14 protein-coding genes and 3 tRNA genes are annotated in these 17175 nt (G+C 66.3%); 16 read left to right on the top strand and 1 reads right to left on the bottom strand.

Annotated elements, in window-relative coordinates; all coding sequences use genetic code 11:
- Positions 1–6: 6 nt before the first annotated feature.
- The gene (locus ACO057_RS18970; protein ID WP_421994364.1) at positions 7–2388 is read left to right on the top strand and encodes a 1-deoxy-D-xylulose-5-phosphate synthase N-terminal domain-containing protein; all 2382 of its coding nucleotides are present in this window, start codon (positions 7–9) and stop codon (positions 2386–2388) included.
- On the opposite strand, the gene ACO057_RS18975 is transcribed toward ACO057_RS18970, so the two are convergent.
- Positions 2385–2948 carry a DUF1643 domain-containing protein gene (locus ACO057_RS18975; RefSeq protein ID WP_421994366.1) on the bottom strand — a complete coding sequence of 188 codons (564 nt, stop codon included), beginning with the start codon at positions 2946–2948 and terminating at the stop codon, positions 2385–2387. The two genes, ACO057_RS18970 and ACO057_RS18975, sit on opposite strands and share 4 nt — an antisense overlap.
- Positions 2949–3013: 65 nt before the next feature.
- On the opposite strand from ACO057_RS18975, the gene ACO057_RS18980 reads away from it, so the two are divergent.
- The 15 genes from ACO057_RS18980 to nuoG all read left to right on the top strand — a co-directional run bounded on the left by ACO057_RS18980 (position 3014) and on the right by nuoG (position 17172).
- Positions 3014–3098, top strand: a tRNA-Leu gene (locus ACO057_RS18980).
- Between the two features lie 41 nt (positions 3099–3139).
- The gene (tig, locus tag ACO057_RS18985; RefSeq protein WP_421994368.1) at positions 3140–4462 is read left to right on the top strand and encodes a trigger factor; all 1323 of its coding nucleotides are present in this window, start codon (positions 3140–3142) and stop codon (positions 4460–4462) included.
- A 151-nt stretch (positions 4463–4613) separates the two neighbouring features.
- Positions 4614–5255 carry an ATP-dependent Clp endopeptidase proteolytic subunit ClpP gene (gene clpP, locus ACO057_RS18990; protein ID WP_421994645.1) on the top strand — a complete coding sequence of 214 codons (642 nt, stop codon included), beginning with the start codon at positions 4614–4616 and terminating at the stop codon, positions 5253–5255.
- A 173-nt stretch (positions 5256–5428) separates the two neighbouring features.
- Entirely contained in the window at positions 5429–6685 is a 1257-nt protein-coding gene (clpX, locus tag ACO057_RS18995) for an ATP-dependent Clp protease ATP-binding subunit ClpX (RefSeq protein WP_421994370.1), read from the top strand.
- 125 nt (positions 6686–6810) lie between these two features.
- Positions 6811–9207 (top strand): endopeptidase La, encoded by a 2397-nt coding sequence (gene lon, locus ACO057_RS19000; RefSeq protein WP_421994372.1) that lies wholly within the window; start codon positions 6811–6813, stop codon positions 9205–9207.
- A 197-nt stretch (positions 9208–9404) separates the two neighbouring features.
- On the top strand, positions 9405–9722 hold the full coding sequence (locus tag ACO057_RS19005) for an HU family DNA-binding protein (protein ID WP_421994647.1): 318 nt from the start codon (positions 9405–9407) through the stop codon (positions 9720–9722).
- A gap of 219 nt (positions 9723–9941) precedes the next feature.
- Positions 9942–10016 (top strand) — tRNA-Val (locus tag ACO057_RS19010).
- Between the two features lie 68 nt (positions 10017–10084).
- Positions 10085–10161, top strand: a tRNA-Asp gene (locus tag ACO057_RS19015).
- A 247-nt stretch (positions 10162–10408) separates the two neighbouring features.
- The gene (locus tag ACO057_RS19020) at positions 10409–10777 is read left to right on the top strand and encodes an NADH-quinone oxidoreductase subunit A (RefSeq protein WP_421994374.1); all 369 of its coding nucleotides are present in this window, start codon (positions 10409–10411) and stop codon (positions 10775–10777) included.
- Positions 10778–10781: 4 nt separating this feature from the next.
- Positions 10782–11327, top strand: a complete 546-nt coding sequence (locus tag ACO057_RS19025) for a NuoB/complex I 20 kDa subunit family protein (RefSeq protein ID WP_421994376.1) — start codon at positions 10782–10784, stop codon at positions 11325–11327.
- Positions 11328–11334: 7 nt separating this feature from the next.
- Positions 11335–11982 (top strand): NADH-quinone oxidoreductase subunit C, encoded by a 648-nt coding sequence (locus ACO057_RS19030; RefSeq protein ID WP_421994378.1) that lies wholly within the window; start codon positions 11335–11337, stop codon positions 11980–11982.
- The gene (locus ACO057_RS19035; protein ID WP_421994379.1) at positions 11982–13226 is read left to right on the top strand and encodes an NADH-quinone oxidoreductase subunit D; all 1245 of its coding nucleotides are present in this window, start codon (positions 11982–11984) and stop codon (positions 13224–13226) included. The genes ACO057_RS19030 and ACO057_RS19035 overlap by 1 nt, the downstream gene beginning before the upstream one ends.
- Positions 13223–13840 carry a complex I 24 kDa subunit family protein gene (locus ACO057_RS19040; protein ID WP_421994381.1) on the top strand — a complete coding sequence of 206 codons (618 nt, stop codon included), beginning with the start codon at positions 13223–13225 and terminating at the stop codon, positions 13838–13840. Before ACO057_RS19035 ends, ACO057_RS19040 begins: the two co-directional genes overlap by 4 nt.
- 2 nt (positions 13841–13842) lie before the next feature.
- Positions 13843–15144 (top strand): NADH-quinone oxidoreductase subunit NuoF, encoded by a 1302-nt coding sequence (gene nuoF, locus ACO057_RS19045; protein WP_421994383.1) that lies wholly within the window; start codon positions 13843–13845, stop codon positions 15142–15144.
- Positions 15145–15147: 3 nt separating this feature from the next.
- Positions 15148–17172, top strand: coding sequence for an NADH-quinone oxidoreductase subunit NuoG (gene nuoG / locus ACO057_RS19050; protein WP_421994385.1), 2025 nt, complete (start codon positions 15148–15150; stop codon positions 17170–17172).
- Positions 17173–17175: the final 3 nt, after the last annotated feature.

The following is a 17175-nucleotide window of genomic DNA, read 5'->3' on the forward strand; positions in this document are numbered from 1 at the left end:
ACCCCAATGAACCAGCAGACGCCCCTGATCCGCGCCCCCGAGGAGGCCCGTCGCCTCGCGCTTCTGAATGCGGTCGAACGCAAGCTGCTCTGGCTCTCGGCCTGGATGATCCACAACGCCAACCACATCCGCCCCAATCGCGATGGGCTGAAGGTGGGCGGGCACCAGGCCTCCTGCGCCTCGGTCATCTCCATCATGACGGCGCTGTATTTCGACATCCTCAAGCCGGCGGATCGCGTGGCGGTGAAGCCGCATGCGGGGCCCGTCTTCCATGCGATGAACCTGCTGCTGGGGCGCCAGACGGCCGAGCGGATGGACACGCTGCGCCAGTTCGGCGGCATCCAGCCCTATCCCTCGCGCATCAAGGACGGCTCGGAGGTGGATTTCTCCACCGGCTCGGTGGGCCTCGGCGTGGCGCTGGCGAGCTTCGGCAGCCTCGTGCAGGACTATGTCCGCCTGAAGAACCTGACGCCCGAGGGCATCCCCGCCGGCCGTCACGTCGCCATCGTGGGCGACGCCGAGCTCGACGAGGGCAATATCTACGAGGCCCTGCTGGAGGGCTGGAAGCACGACATCCGCAATGTCTGGTGGGTGATCGACTACAACCGCCAGAGCCTCGACAGCGTCGTGCAGGACCGCCTTTTCGGCCGGATCGAGGGCCTGTTCCGCGACATGGGCTGGAACGTCGTCACCATCAAATACGGCCGCAAGCTGCAGGCCGCCTTCGCGCGGCCGGGCGGCGAGGCGCTGCGCCGCTTCATCGATGACTGCCCCAACAGCCTCTATTCGGCCCTGACCTTCCAGGGCGGCGCCGCCTGGCGTGCGGCCCTGCTGGCCGAGCTCGGGCGCGAGGACGGGGTGCGCGCCATCATCGACCCGCTCTCGGACGCCGAGCTGGCGGATCTGATGAACAACCTCGGCGGCCACGACGTCGAGACGCTAATGGAGGCCTTCCGGGCGCAGGACGCCGAGGGCGACCAGCCGACCTGCTTCATCGCCTATACCATCAAGGGGATGGGGCTGCCCTTCGCCGGCCATAAGGACAACCACTCCGGGCTCATGACCAAGGAGCAGATGGAGACCTTCCGGGAGCTCATGTCGATTCGGCCCGGCCATGAATGGGACCTGTTCGAGGGCCTCGGCCTGCCGGAAGCGGAATTGCGCGCCTTTGTCGATTCAGTGCCCTTCGCGAAGAAGCTGACGCCCGAGGGGCGCAGCCTCGTCGCGCCGAAGATTCCGATTCCCGCCGTCTTCGCGGTGCCGAAGGTTCCGGCGGGCCGCAAGCTCGCGACGCAGATGGCCTTTGGCGAGATCCTCTCGGGCATCGGTCGCGGCGATGGCGAATACGCCCCCATGGCTCAGCGCATCGTCACCACCAGCCCGGACGTGACGGTCAGCACCAATCTCGGCCCCTGGGTGAACCGGCGCGGCATCTTCGATCGCCACCTCAAGAACGACGTCTTCCGCGACGCCAAGCTCGCCTCCGCCCAGCGCTGGGGCATGTCGCCGCAGGGCCAGCATGTGGAGCTGGGAATCGCCGAGCAGAACCTGTTCCTGATGCTCGCGGGCCTCGGCCTGGCGGACAAGCTCTACGGCGCGCGGCTGCTGCCGATCGGCACGGTCTATGATCCCTTCGTGAACCGCGGCCTCGATGCGCTCATCTACGGTTGCTACATGGATGCGCGCTTCCTGCTGGTCTCCACGCCGTCCGGGCTCACCCTCGCGCCCGAGGGAGGACAGCACCAGTCGGTGAACACGCCGCTGATCGGCATGGCGCAGGACCGCCTGTCGGCCTTCGAGCCGGCCTTCGCCGACGAGCTCGCGATCCTGATGCGCCATGCCTTCGCCCATATGCAGGAGCCGAACGGCTCCAGCGTCTGGCTGCGCCTGTCGACGCGCGGGCTGGAGCAGCCGGAGCGGGTGCTGGACCCGGCGCAGGTGATCGCGGGCGGCTATTGGGTGGTGCCGCCGGCCGAGGGCGGGCGAATCGCCATCGCCTATCAGGGGCCGGTCGCCCCCGAGGCCATGGCCGCCTTCGAGGCGCTGCGGGCCGAGGAGCCCGGCGCGGGGCTGCTGGCGATCACCTCGCCGGACCGCCTGCACCAGGGCTGGCTGGAGGCGCGCCGGCGCGCGCGCTCCGGGCCGGGGGGCGAACCTTCGCAGATCGAGAAGCTGCTGGCGCCGCTGGCGCCGGGGGCGGGGATCGTGACGGTGCTGGACGGCCACCCGGCCGCGCTGGACTGGATGGGCGGGGTGCGCGGCCAGCGGATCTCGGCCCTGGGCGTGGACCGCTTCGGTCAGGCCGGGGATATCCCCGCGCTCTATGCCGAATACGGGCTGGACGAGGCGGCGATCCTGGACGCCTGCGCGCAGCTGCTGATCGGCTAACCGAGGGCCGGGAGGGGGTAGGGCAGCAGCTCCGCGTCGCGCCGCTGGTAGAGCGGGTGCTTGGGGCTGCCGTCGTTGTTCACCCCGAAGCACAGGGCCTGGACGCCGGCCCCGGCCAGCATCCGGGCGATGACCGCCCCGCGCCCCAGCAGGGGCTTGGGCGGCTGCCCCCAGGCCACGACGACCAGCGCCGCCGAGCGGGCGTAGTGCAGGATGGTCGCGTCGGTCTCCTCGCCGACGGCGTCCTCCACCTCCAGCAGCCGCTTCTTGTCGGTGGCCCGATAGCTGAAGGCGTTCAGCATCACGAGGCCGGGCAGCCCCCAGCGATACCGCGCCCGCCACATGCAGCCCGCCACGGTGGGGTCGTCCACGTCGACGTCGGCCGTCGAGGGGTTCATCCCGATCACCACGCCGAAGCCCGGCGTGCCCAGGGGCTCGCTGTCCCAGCGGCGTTCGAGCCACCAGCGCCAGCGGCGGTCAGGGGAGAAAGCGGCGGCCGAAACGACGTCGGAAGCGAGCTTGAGACGGACCTTCCCGCCGGGGTCATGGGATTCGCGCATCAGGGCAGTATTGGCGCGGGCGTCCCTTTCGGCTACACGCCCCGCTTCCTACCAGCAGCAAGCACGCGGGCGTGGTGGAATTGGCAGACACGCTGGATTTAGGTTCCAGTGGCGCAAGCCGTGGGGGTTCAAGTCCCTCCGTCCGCACCACTCCTACAAATCTGGCGAATTTGGAAATGGATTCAAGGGCAATGCAGGTCACTGAAGTCGCGAACGAGGGTCTGAAGCGGGCCTATACCATCGTGGTCCCCGCCTCGAGCATCGCGCTCCAGAAGGACAAGCGCCTCGCGGAGATCGCCAAGGACATCAAGCTGCCCGGCTTCCGCCCCGGCAAGGTGCCCCAGAAGGTCGTCCAGGCGCGTTACGGTCAGTCCGTGATGGGCGAGGTCCTCGAGGCCTCCGTCCAGCAGGCGTCCGACAAGGTCGTGGCCGACAACAATCTCCGCCCGGCGCTTCAGCCCAAGATCGAGCTGGTGAACTTCGCCGAGGGCGCCGATCTCGAATTCCGCATGGATCTTGAGATCCTGCCCGAGATTCCGATGCCCGACTTCGCCGGCATCAGCCTCACGCGCCTCAAGTCCGCCCCCGGTGAGGAAGACATCACCAAGGCGCTCGAGAACATCACCCGCCGCCAGGCCAGCCTGGAAGAGACCGAGGCCCGCGCCGCGGCCAAGGGCGAAGTGCTGGTCTGCGACTTCGTGGGCCGCATCGACGGCGTCGAGTTCGAGGGCGGCACGGCCTCCGACATGCCCATCGAGGTCGCCGGCCCCGGCTTCATCCCCGGCTTCACCGAGCAGCTCGAGGGCATGGCGCCGGGCGAGGAGCGCCTCGTGAAGGTGACCTTCCCGGCCGAATACGGCTCGGCCGAGCTGGCCGGCAAGGACGCCGAGTTCACGGTCACCGCCAAGGCGCTGAAGATCTACGCCAAGCCCACGCTGGACGACGACTTCGCCAAGAAGCTCGGCCTCGAGAGCATGGACAAGTTGCGCGAGGCGATCACCGATTCGCTACAGCGCGAATATGACGGGCTCGCCCGCATGGCGATCAAGCGCAAGCTGCTCGACGCCCTGGCCGAGCGCGCCAGCTTCACCGTGCCCGAGGGCATGGTGGACAATGAGTTCGCCCAGATCTGGCAGCGCGTCGAGGCCGACCAGAAGGCCGGCAAGCTCGACGGCGAGGACGCCGGCAAGGACGAGGCCACGCTGAAGGCCGAGTACCGCGCCATCGCCGAGCGCCGCATCCGCCTGGGCCTGCTGCTCTCTGAGATCGGCAAGACCAACAACATCCAGGTCTCCCGCGAGGAGCTGGGCCAGGCGATGCGCGCCGAGGTGCAGCGCTACCCGGGCCAGGAGAAGCAGGTCTACGACTTCTTCCAGAAGAACCCGCAGGCCATCGAGAACCTCCGCAGCCCGATCTTCGAGGAGAAGGTCATCGACTTCATGCTGGAGCTGGCGAAGGTCGAGGACGAGACGGTTTCCGCCGAGAAGCTGGCCGAGGCCGCCCAGCAGGTCTGATGGAGAAGGGGCCTCCCGATGGAGGCCCCCCTTTCCCTGGGCGCTTCTCTGCCCACATGCTGCTGTCTGACAGGGCCCAGGGCGGATTCGCCGGGCCTTAACCAGGCCGTGCCCATCCTGGGGCGGACCTCAGATGATGGGATACCAAGACGTGCGGGACCGCGATCCGATCGAAATCTACAACAACAACCTCGTGCCCATGGTGGTGGAGCAATCCAGCCGGGGCGAGCGTTCCTATGACATTTATTCGCGCCTCCTGAAGGAGCGGATCATCTTCCTGACCGGTCAGGTCTACGACCAGGTTTCTTCGCTCATCTGCGCCCAGCTGCTGTTCCTTGAGAGCGAGAACCCGAACAAGGACATCTCGTTCTACATCAACAGCCCTGGCGGCGTCGTCAGCGCCGGTCTCGCGATCTACGATACGATGCAGTACATCCGCAGCCCGGTGAGCACGGTCTGCGTCGGCATGGCGGCCTCCATGGGCTCGCTGCTGCTGACGGCCGGCGCCAAGGGCAAGCGTTTCGCGCTGCCGAATGCCCGCGTCATGGTCCACCAGCCCTCCGGTGGCGCCCAGGGCCAGGCCACGGACATCGAAATTCAGGCGAAAGAGATCCTGGAACTGCGCAAGCGGCTTAACCAGATCTACGTGCATCACACGGGCCAGGATGTGGCCGCCATCGAAGCCAAACTGGAGCGCGACAGCTACATGTCCGCCGAGGAGGCCCGCGACTGGGGGCTGATCGACCAGGTGGTGGACAAGCGCCCGGCTTCCCCCGACGCCCCGAAGGTCTGACGACCCAAGGGCGGCCCAGGTGGGTGGATTGACGAGTCTTTAGTGTTTACCGAGGCATGGTCGACCTGTGAGGAGGCCATGCTTCCCCCAAGGCCCTTATGGGGTCTATGGTTTTGCAACGCACTGGTAGGAATGGGCGACCAGCTCCACCTTCCTGGGCGCGAGGAGTTGGCATGAGCAAGTCTGGCGATAGCAAGAACACCCTATACTGCTCCTTCTGTGGGAAGTCGCAGCACGAGGTGCGCAAGCTCATCGCGGGTCCGACGGTGTTCATCTGCGACGAATGCGTCGAGCTGTGCATGGACATCATCCGCGAGGAGCACAAGACGCACCTCGTGAAGACCCGCGACGGCGTGCCGACGCCCAAGGAGATCTGCAAGGTCCTGGATGACTATGTCATCGGCCAGGAGCATGCGAAGAAGGTCCTCTCGGTCGCGGTCCACAACCATTACAAGCGGTTGGCGGCAGGCACGAAGAACAACGACATCGAGATCGCCAAGAGCAACATCATGCTCCTGGGGCCGACCGGCTCGGGCAAGACGCTGCTCGCCCAGACGCTCGCGCGCATCCTCGACGTGCCCTTCACCATGGCCGACGCGACCACGCTCACCGAGGCCGGCTATGTCGGCGAGGATGTCGAGAACATCATCCTCAAGCTGCTGCAGGCCGCGGATTACAACGTGGAGCGCGCCCAGCGCGGCATCGTCTATATCGACGAAGTCGATAAGATCAGCCGCAAGTCGGACAATCCCTCGATCACGCGCGACGTGTCGGGCGAGGGCGTCCAGCAAGCGCTGCTGAAGATCATGGAAGGCACCGTCGCCTCCGTGCCGCCGCAGGGCGGGCGCAAGCATCCGCAGCAGGAGTTCCTGCAGGTCGATACGACGAACATCCTCTTCATCTGCGGCGGCGCCTTCGCGGGGCTGGAGAAGATCATCGGTTCGCGCGGCAAGGGCTCGGGAATCGGCTTCGGCGCCGAGGTGAGCAGCCCCGAGGACCGGCGCATGGGCGCCGTGCTTCGCGAGGTGGAGCCCGAGGATCTGCTGAAGTTCGGCCTGATCCCCGAGTTCATCGGCCGTCTGCCCGTCGTGGCGACGCTCGAGGACCTCGACGAGAAGGCGCTCATCGAGATCCTGACGCGGCCGAAGAACGCGCTGCTGAAGCAGTATCAGCGTCTGTTCGAGATGGAGGGCGCGAAGCTCACCTTCACGGAGGACGCGCTGAAGTCGGTGGCGACGCGCGCCATCCAGCGCAAGACCGGCGCGCGCGGCCTGCGCTCGATCATGGAGCAGATCCTGCTCAACACCATGTTCGAGTTGCCTGGCCTCACCGATGTCGAGGAAGTTGTCGTGAACCGCGAGGTCGCCGAAGTCCGCGCTCAGCCGCTGTTCATCTATGGCGAGAAGCCGGCCGAGCAAAGCTCGGCATGAGGGTGGGCGGGCGCGCCGCTTGTTTTGCGGCGCGGTCGTGACCAATTACCTAATCCAACCCGTGGCTTCGGGTGGATGTGCCGAATGCGGGCGTCCACCTGGCCGACTGTCCAAGTGAGGTCCCTATGACGGATGTGACTCGCGGCGATTTGCTACCCGTATTGCCGTTGCGGGATATTGTGGTCTTCCCGCATTTGATTGTGCCGCTCTTCGTCGGCCGTGAAAAATCCGTCCGCGCCCTCGAGGCCGTGATGCGCGAGGACAAGCAGATCCTGCTTGTCGCCCAGAAGAACGCCGAACAGAACGATCCCAGCGCCAAGGATCTCTACGAGACCGGCACCATCTCGACGGTGCTGCAGCTGCTGAAGCTGCCCGACGGCACCGTGAAGGTGCTGGTCGAGGGCGGCCGGCGCGCGAAGATCGTCGAGTTCAAGGAGACCGACAACTACTTCGAGGCCTTTGCCGAAGTGGTCGAGGAAGCGCCCTCCGAGAAGCGTGAGGTCGAGGCGCTGATGCGCAGCGTCGTCTCGCAGTTCGAGGGCTATATCAAGCTCAACAAGAAGATCTCGCCCGAGGTGCTGGTCTCGATCAATCAGATCGACGACGCCAGCAAGCTCGCCGACACCATCGCCAGCCATCTCTCCATCAAGATCCCGGAGAAGCAGGAGCTGCTGGAGATCGCCTCCGTCGGCGGCCGTCTGGAGCGCATCTTCGCCCATATGGAAGGCGAGATGAGCGTCCTGCAGGTGGAGAAGCGCATCCGCAGCCGCGTGAAGCGGCAGATGGAGAAGACGCAGCGCGAGTACTACCTCAACGAGCAGATGAAGGCGATCCAGAAGGAGCTGGGCGACGGCGAGGACGGCAAGGACGAGGCCGCCGAGCTCGAGGCGCGCATCAAGGCGACCAAGCTCTCCAAGGAAGCGCGCGAGAAGGCCTTGAGCGAGCTGAAGAAGCTCCGCAGCATGTCGCCCATGTCCGCCGAGGCGACGGTCGTGCGCAACTACCTCGACTGGATCCTGTCGATCCCCTGGAAGAAGCGCAGCAAGGTCCGCAACGACATCATCGCCGCCCAGGCCGTCCTCGACGCCGACCACTACGGCCTCGAGAAGGTGAAGGAGCGGATCATCGAGTACCTGGCGGTGCAGTCGCGCAGCCAGAAGATCAAGGGCCCGATTCTCTGCCTCGTCGGCCCGCCCGGCGTGGGCAAGACCTCGCTCGGCAAGTCGATCGCCAGGGCCACGGCCCGCAACTTCGTGCGCATGTCGCTCGGCGGCGTGCGGGACGAGGCTGAGGTGCGCGGCCACCGGCGGACCTATATCGGCTCCATGCCGGGCAAGGTCATCCAGGGCATGAAGAAGGCGAAGACGTCCAACCCGCTCTTCCTGCTCGACGAGATCGACAAGCTCGGCGCCGATTGGCGCGGGGACCCGTCCTCCGCCCTGCTGGAGGTGCTGGATCCGGAGCAGAACGCGACCTTCGCCGACCATTACCTGGAGGTCGATTACGACCTTTCGGACGTGATGTTCGTGACGACGGCGAATTCGCTGCGCATGCCCCAGCCGCTGCTGGACCGCATGGAGATCATCCGCATCCCCGGCTACACCGAGGATGAGAAGGTCCAGATCGCCAAGCGGCACCTCTTCGCCAAGGTCTCCGAGGCCAATGGCCTGAAGCCCGGCGAGTGGACGCTGACCGATGACGGCCTGCTCGACCTCGTGCGCTACTACACGCGCGAGGCCGGTGTGCGCAGCCTCGAGCGCGAGCTCGGCGGGCTGGCGCGCAAGGCGGTGAAGGAGATCGTCTCCAAGAAGGCCAAGAAGGTCGCGATCACGGTCAAGAATCTCGAGAAGTATGCGGGCATCAAGAAGTTCCGCTACGGCGAGACCGAATCGGAGGACATGGTCGGTGTCGTCACCGGCCTGGCCTGGACCGAGGTCGGCGGCGAGATCCTGACCATCGAGAGCGTGGTGGTGCCCGGCAAGGGCAACATCAAGCCGACCGGCCAGCTGGGTGACGTCATGAAGGAGAGCGTGAGTGCCGCGCTGTCCTATGTGCGGTCGCGCTCGGTGAGCTTCGGCATCAAGCCGACGCTCTTCGAGAAGCGCGACATCCACGTGCACGTGCCCGAGGGCGCGACGCCGAAGGATGGACCTTCCGCGGGTATCGCGATGGCCGTCTCCATCGTCAGCGTGCTGACGGGCATTCCCGTCCGCCGCGACGTGGCGATGACCGGCGAGATCACGCTGCGCGGCCGCGCGCTGCCGATCGGCGGGTTGAAGGAGAAGCTGCTCGCAGCCCTCCGCGCGGGGATCACCACGGTCTTCATCCCGAAGGACAACGAGAAGGATCTGGCGGATATCCCCGACAGCGTGAAGAAGGCGCTGAAGATCATCGCCGTCAGCCATGCCGATCAGGTGATCAACCAGGCGCTGGTGCGTCCGCCCGAGGCGATCACCTGGGTGGAACCAGAAGAGACGCCGCTCCCTGCCGCCGATTCGGAGACGGCCGTCCGGCCGCACTGAGCGGATATCGCCCGCGCACGGGCCAATATCGCTTCGATTCGGAAGGGGGCGTCGCGGTTGCGGCGCCCCCTTTGCTTATCAAGGCTTTGTGCGGGTCATCCCCAGAAAACCAAGGCTTTCCGCGGGATTCGGCCGATCTGGCGATTGACGCCCCGGAAAACCGGCCCCTAGTGTCCGGCAAGGATCGCGGCGATGGAATGGGTCTTATCGCCCCACGGTCAGTTCAGAAGAGGGGTCATCCCGTGAACAAGCAGGATCTCGTTGCGGTCGTCGCGGAGTCGGGTGAGATGTCGAAGGCGAAGGCCGGCGACGTTCTGAATTCGGTCTTCGAGGCGATCACGAAGGCGCTGAAGAAGAAGCAGGAAGTTCGCCTCGTCGGCTTCGGCACCTTCAGCACCAGCAAGCGCAAGGCCGGCAAGGGCCGCAACCCGCGCACGGGCGAGGAGATCAAGATCCCCGCCTCGACGACCGTTCGCTTCAAGGCCGGCAAGGGCCTCAAGGACGCCGTCAACTAACTCGGCTTTTCGGATTCGAGACGAAATCACGCCTGTGGTTTTGAACGACCCCGAATCGGCGCTCCAAGGCCTGGCCTCGGAGCGTCGATCGGGGTCGAATCATTTGGGCTGGATCCGTCTGGGCGGGGCCGATGGGGCAGGGGGCGTCGCTGGCGACGCGGTCCGTCTGGCACTGACTGCCGGTTTCGGGCATAAAACCGCCTCACGTCTTTGGCGCGAGGGCGCTTAGCTCAGAGGTAGAGCGCCTGCTTTACACGCAGGATGTCGGCGGTTCGACCCCGTCAGCGCCCACCATCATTTTCTTCCCTTTCGGTCGGTTGACAGGTTTGAGGGGCAGGCTTAAACGCTCTTTCAACATCTTAGCGGGTGTAGCTCAGTTGGTTAGAGCGCCGGCCTGTCACGCCGGAGGTCGCGGGTTCGAGCCCCGTCACTCGCGCCAGATTTTCCCCACCTTAAATCTGCAGGAAAAGTTGCCTCAAGGCTTCTTCTTTCTTTGCCTTTCGGTTGCGAATCATTCGCAGGGAAGTCCAAGGTATCCCTCGGTCTGACACGGGTTTAACCCGTGCCCCCCTATGGCATCCGGCCATCCCCTTGCTGTATGGTGCGACGCGTCAGAGGGGCGCCCCCGGCATTCTTCTGGCCGGCGCCTACCCCCGGGCGCGGATTTGTGAACGCAAGGCCGGATGATGACGCAGCCCCTGCTCGCCGAATATTTCCCCATCCTCGTCTTTCTGGGCATTGCCGGCGGCATCGCCATCGCCATGGTTGGCGGGAGCATGCTGGTCGCGCGCCAGAAGCCGAATGCGGAGAAGCTCTCCGCCTATGAGTGCGGCTTCGCGCCCTTCGACGACACGCGCCGGCGCTTCGACGTGCGATTCTACCTCGTCGCCATTCTCTTCATCATCTTCGACCTCGAGGTCGCCTTCCTCTTCCCCTGGGCCGTCACGCTCGGGGACATCGGCTGGCTCGGCTTCGCCTCGATGATGGGGTTCCTGGGCGTGCTGACGGTCGGCTTCATCTATGAGTGGCGCAAAGGCGCCCTGGACTGGGAGTAAGGCCATGAGCGACCTCGCCTGGAATCGCGAAGCCACCCCGCCCGGGGCGCAGCAGGATGCCGTCCTGCGTGCCGTCACGGGCGAGATCGAGGAGAAGGGCTTCGTCGTCGCCAATCTCGATAAGGTGGTGAACTGGGCCCGCACGGGCAGCCTCTGGCCGATGACCTTCGGCCTGGCCTGCTGCGCGGTGCCGATGATCCACGCCTATATGGCGCGCTACGATCTCGACCGCTTCGGCATCATCCCGCGCGGCTCGCCGCGGCAGTCGGACGTGATGATCGTGGCCGGCACGCTGACCAACAAGATGGCCCCCGCGCTGCGCAAGGTCTACGACCAGATGTCCGAGCCGCGCTGGGTCATCTCGATGGGCAGCTGCGCCAATGGCGGCGGCTATTACCACTACAGCTACAGCGTGGTCCGCGGCTGCGATCGCATCGTGCCGGTGGACATCTATGTGCCGGGCTGCCCGCCCACGGCCGAGGCGCTCGTCTACGGCATCCTGCAGCTGCAGAAGAAAATCCGCCGCACGGGAACCATTCTTCGTGGTTGATCTCGCTTTGCTCGATTCCCTTGAGGCCGATATCCGCGCCGCGCTGGGCGACCGCCTCGCTCCCGAATTCTCGCGCGCCCGCTACGGCGCCGAGCTGGTGCTCCACACGGCGCGCGAATCGCTGCTGCCGCTGCTGCTGCTGCTGCGCGATACGCCCGCGCTCGACTTCGCCCAGCTCGTCGATGTCTGCGGCCTGGACTGGCCCGAGCGGCCGGAGCGATTCGACGTCGTCTACAACCTGCTGTCGCTGACGCGGAACGCCCGCGTGACGGTGATCGTCCCGACCGACGAATCGCAGCCCGTGCCCAGCGTCGCGCCGCTCTGGCCGACCGCGACCTGGTTCGAGCGCGAGACCTGGGACATGTACGGCGTCGTCTTCGCGGGCCTGGCCGATCTGCGCCGCCTGCTCACGGATTACGGCTTCGAGGGCCATCCGCTCCGCAAGGATTTCCCGCTCTCCGGCTTCGTCGAGGTTCGCTACGACGAAGAGGCGGGCAGGGTGGTGCAGGAGCCGGTCAAGCTCACGCAGGACTTCCGTTCCTTCGACTTCATGAGTCCCTGGGAAGCGATGACCTCGCTGCCGGGTGACGAGAAGGTCCACCTCAACCGGCTTCCCCCGCCGGAACCTGCCAAGACGGAAGGGGACAAGCCGTGATGGAAATCAGCCCCACGGAAGATCTGAGCCCGACGGGCCCCGCCGAGGTCGATGTGCCGCGCCGGATCGTCGAGGTGGACAGCCACACCATCAACTTCGGCCCGCAGCACCCGGCCGCGCATGGCGTGCTGCGCCTCATCCTGGAGATGAAGGGCGAGGTGGTGGAGCGCGCCGATCCGCATATCGGCCTGCTGCACCGCGGCACCGAGAAGCTGATCGAGCACAAGACCTATCTGCAGGCGCTGCCCTATTTCGATCGCCTCGATTACGTCTCGCCGATGTGCATGGAGCATACCTTCGCGCTGGCGACGGAGCGGCTGCTCGGCATCACGCAGGATATCCCGGAGCGGGCGCAGTATATCCGCGTGCTCTTCGCCGAGATCACGCGAATCCTGAACCATCTGCTGAACGTGACGACCTACGCGCTCGACTGCGGCGCCATCACGCCGGCGCTCTGGGGCTTCGAGCAGCGCGAGCATCTGCTCGAGATGTACGAGATGACCTCGGGCAGCCACTACCACGCGAACTACTTCCGCCCCGGCGGCGTGGCCAAGGACATCCCGGCCGCGCTGGTCCCCAAGCTCGAAGCCTGGATGGCGCAGTTCCCGACGTTCCTCGAGGAGCTCGAGACGCTGCTGACGGGCAACCGCATCTTCAAGCAGCGCACCGTCGATATCGGCGTCATGACCGCCGAGCAGGCGATGGCCTGGGGCTTCTCCGGTCCCTGCCTGCGGGCCTCGGGCGTGGCCTGGGATCTGCGCAAGTCGCAGCCCTACGACGTCTATGAGCGGATGGAGTTCGACATCCCCGTCGGTCGCAACGGCGACTGCTACGACCGCTACCTGGTCCGCATGCAGGAGATGCGCCAGTCGATGCGCATCATCCGCCAGTGCCTGGACCAGATGAAGCCGGGCCCGATCAAGATCCTGGACAATAAGATCGTGCCGCCGAATCGCGGGACGATGAAGCGCTCGATGGAAGCGCTGATCCATCACTTCAAGCTTTACACCGAGGGCTATCACGTGCCGGCGGGCAGCACCTACACCGCGACCGAGGCGCCCAAGGGCGAGTTCGGCGTCTATCTCGTCTCCGACGGCAGCAACAAGCCGTATCGCTGCAAGATCCGCGCGCCGGGCTTCGCGCATCTCCAGGCGATGGAGGAGTTGAGCAAGGGCCATATGCTGGCCGACGCCGTCTCCATCATCGGCAGCCTCGATATCGTCTTCGGGGAGATCGACCGATGAGCGCAGCTGAGCACATCGAGCCCAGCCACTTCGCCTTCGACGCGGACAGCGAGGCGCAGATCGCCAAGATCGTCGCGCGCTATCCGGAAGGCCGGCAGGCGAGCGCGGTGATCCCCGCGCTCTATATCGCGCAGAAGCAGATGGGCCGCCTGACGGGCAGCGCCTGGGTGCCGCGCATCGCGATGGATGCGGTGGCCGCGCGCCTCGGCATGCCGCCGATGCGCGTCTACGAGGTCGCGACCTTCTATTTCATGTTCAACACCAAGCCGATCGGCAAGTTCCATTTGCAGGTCTGCGGCACGACGCCGTGCTGGCTGCGCGGCTCGGACGACGTGATGCGCGCCTGCAAGGAAGCCGGCCATCTCAAGGGCTATGGCGACACGAGCGCCGACGGCCTCTTCACCATGACCGAGGTGGAATGCCTGGGCGGCTGCGTGAACGCGCCGATCCTGCAGGTCGACGACGATTATTATGAGGACATGGACTACGAGAGCACGGTGAAGCTCCTCGAGGCGCTGAAGCGCGGCGAGCGGCCGGCCCCGGGTTCCGTGATCGGCCGGCAGACCAGCGCGCCCGAGGGCGGGCCGATGGTCCTGACCGGGTCGGAGGAATAGTCATGGCGCTTTCCGACAAGGATCGCATCTTCACCAACCTCTACGGCACGCAGCCGTGGAATCTCGCGGCCGCGCGGATGCGCGGCGACTGGGACGGCACGAAGGACATTCTCGCCAAGGGGCGTGACTGGGTTGTCGAGGAGATGAAGCAGTCCGGCCTTCGCGGCCGCGGCGGTGCGGGTTTCCCCACGGGCCTCAAGTGGTCCTTCATGCCGAAGGAGCGTCCGGCCGACGGGCGCCCGGTCTATCTCGTCGTGAACAGCGACGAGTCCGAGCCCGGCACCTGCAAGGATCGCGACATCCTGCGGCACGATCCGCACAAGCTGATCGAGGGCTGCCTCATCGCCGGCATGGCGATGGGCGCGACCGCCGGCTACATCTATTATCGCGGCGAGTATTTCAACGAGGGCAATATCCTCCAGGCCGCGATCGACGAGGCCTATGAGGCGGGGCTGCTCGGCAAGAACGCCTGCGGCAGCGGTTACGACTTCGACCTCTACTCGCACCGCGGCGCCGGCGCCTATATCTGCGGTGAGGAGACGGCCCTCATCGAGAGCCTCGAGGGCAAGAAGGGCATGCCGCGGCTGAAGCCGCCATTCCCGGCGGCCGTCGGCCTCTATGGCTGCCCGACCACGGTGAACAACGTCGAGACGATCGCGGTGGTTCCGACCATCCTGCGGCGCGGCGCGGGCTGGTTCGCGGGCTTCGGCCGTCCGAAGAACTCGGGCACGAAGATCTTCTGCATCCAAGGCCATGTGAACAAGCCCTGCAACGTCGAAGCCGAGATGAGCATCCCGATGCGGGAGCTCATCGACCGCTATGCCGGCGGCGTGCGCGGCGGCTGGGACAATCTGCTGGCGGTGATCCCCGGCGGCTCCTCCACGCCGATGCTGCCCAAGTCGATCTGCGACGACGTGCTGATGGATTTCGACGCGCTGCGCGAACACAAGACGGGCCTGGGCACCGCCGGCGTGATCGTGATGGACAAGTCGACCGACCTCATCAAGGCGATCCAGCGTCTGTCGGCCTTCTACAAGCATGAGAGCTGCGGCCAGTGCACGCCCTGCCGCGAAGGCATGGGCTGGGTGAACCGGGTGATGATGCGCATGGTCGAGGGACGCGCCGAGGTCGACGAGATCGACGTGCTGGAGCAGGTGACGCGCCAGATCGAGGGCCACACCATCTGCGCGCTGGCAGATGGCGGCGTCTGGCCGGTCCAGGGCCTGATCCGCCACTTCCGTCCGATGATGGAAGAGCGGATCGCCGAGTATAAGGCCAAGCATTTCCCGATGGCGGCGGAGTAAGTCATGGCCAAGGTCACCATCGACGGAATCGAGGTCGAGGTTCCGAACGGCACCTCCGTGCTCCAGGCCTGCGAGGCCGCGGGCAAGGAGATTCCGCGCTTCTGCTACCACGAGCGCCTGTCGGTCGCCGGCAATTGCCGCATGTGCCTGGTCGAGGTCGAGAAGGCGCCCAAGCCCATCGCCTCCTGCGCCTATCCGGTCGCCGACGGCATGAAGGTCTTCACCGACACGCCGATGATCCGCAATGCGCGGCGCGGCGTGATGGAATTCCTGCTGATCAACCACCCGCTCGATTGCCCGATCTGCGATCAGGGCGGCGAGTGCGATCTGCAGGACCAGGCCGTGGGCTACGGCAAGGACGACAGCCGCTACCGCGAAGAGAAGCGGTCGGTGAAGGACAAGTATGTCGGCCCTCTGATCAAGACGATCATGAACCGCTGCATCCACTGCACGCGCTGCATCCGCTTCGCCGCAGAAGTGGCCGGCGTGCCGGAGATGGGCGCGACGGGCCGTGGCGAGAGCATGGAAGTCGGCACCTATGTCGAGAAGGCGCTGACCAGCGAGCTTTCCGGCAATCTGATCGACCTTTGCCCGGTGGGCGCGCTGACCTCGCGCCCCTATGCCTTCGTCTCGCGCCCCTGGGAGCTGCGGAAGACGGACAGTGTGGACGTGCTGGACGCGACGGGTGCTTCCATCCGCGTGGACGTGCGCGGCGGCGAGGTGCTGCGCATCCTTCCGCGCAACAATGACGACGTGAACGAGGAATGGCTCGGCGACCGTTCGCGCTTCGCCTTCGACGGTCTGAAGCGCAAGCGCCTCGACCGTCCCTGGGTGCGCCAGGACGGCAAGCTGAAGCCGGCGAGCTGGGCGGAGGCCTTCGGCGCCATCGTGCAGGGTGCGCGCGGCAAGACGATCGGCGCGATCGCGGGCGACACGGTCGAGGTGGAGAGCCTCTTCGCGCTGAAGGCCATGCTGGCCGCCATGGGCAGCACGAACCTGGATTGCCGCCAGGACGGCGCGAAGATCGATACCTCGCGCCCCGACTACTACCTGTTCAACAGCGGCATCGCCGGCATCGAGCAGGCCGATGCCATCGTCGTCATCGGCAGCAATCCGCGCGTCGAGGCGCCGGTGATCAATGCCCGCATCCGCAAGCGCTGGTCGCTCGGCGGCATGCGCGTGGGCGTGATCGGCCCGGCGATCGACCTCACCTATCCGGCGACGCAGCTGGGCTCCGGCCCGAGCGAGATCGCCCGCGCGGCCGAGTTCCTCTCGGGCGCCAAGAATCCGATGATCATCCTCGGCCGTGGCGCGCTCACCCGCGCCGACGGCGCGGCGGTGCTCGCGGCGGCCTGGGATCTGGCCCGGGCCAGCGGCGCGCTGCGCGAGGACTGGCACGGCTTCAACGTGCTGCATCAGTTCGGCGGCCAGGTCGGCGCGCTGGATCTCGGCTTCGTGCCGGGGCCGGGCGGGCTCGACATGGCGGCGATGCTGGGCGGCGGCGTCGAGGCGCTGTGGCTGCTGGGGGCGGACGGCTTCGACGCCGCGCGCATCCCGGCCTCGACCTTCGTGATCTATCAGGGCCATCACGGCGAGGCCGCCGCGGCGCGCGCCGACGTGATCCTGCCGGGCGCGGCCTATACCGAGAAGGACGGCACCTGGGTCAACACCGAAGGCCGCGTGCAGGTCGGCCGCATGGCCGTGACCCCGCCGGGCGAGGCCCGCGAGGACTGGCGCGTGATCCGTGCCGCCTCGCAGTTCCTCGGCGTCACGCTTCCCTTCGACACGCTCGACGCGCTCCGTGCCGAGATGAAGGCGGAGCATCCGGTCTTCAGCCGCAACAACCAGGGCCCGCTGCCCGGTTGCACGGATGATGCCGGCCCGGCCGGCGGCGTGCTGGGTGCGGCGCCCTTCGCGCTGCCCATCGCCAATTACTGGCAGGTCGATCCCATCACGCGCGCCAGCGCGACCATGGCGGAATGCGCTTCGGTCTATCTGAAGCCGCAGCCCTTGCTGGCGGCGGAGTAAGCC

Origin of the sequence: Roseococcus sp. (assembly GCF_965227005.1) — a bacterium.
Taxonomy (GTDB): Bacteria; Pseudomonadota; Alphaproteobacteria; order Acetobacterales; family Acetobacteraceae; genus Roseococcus.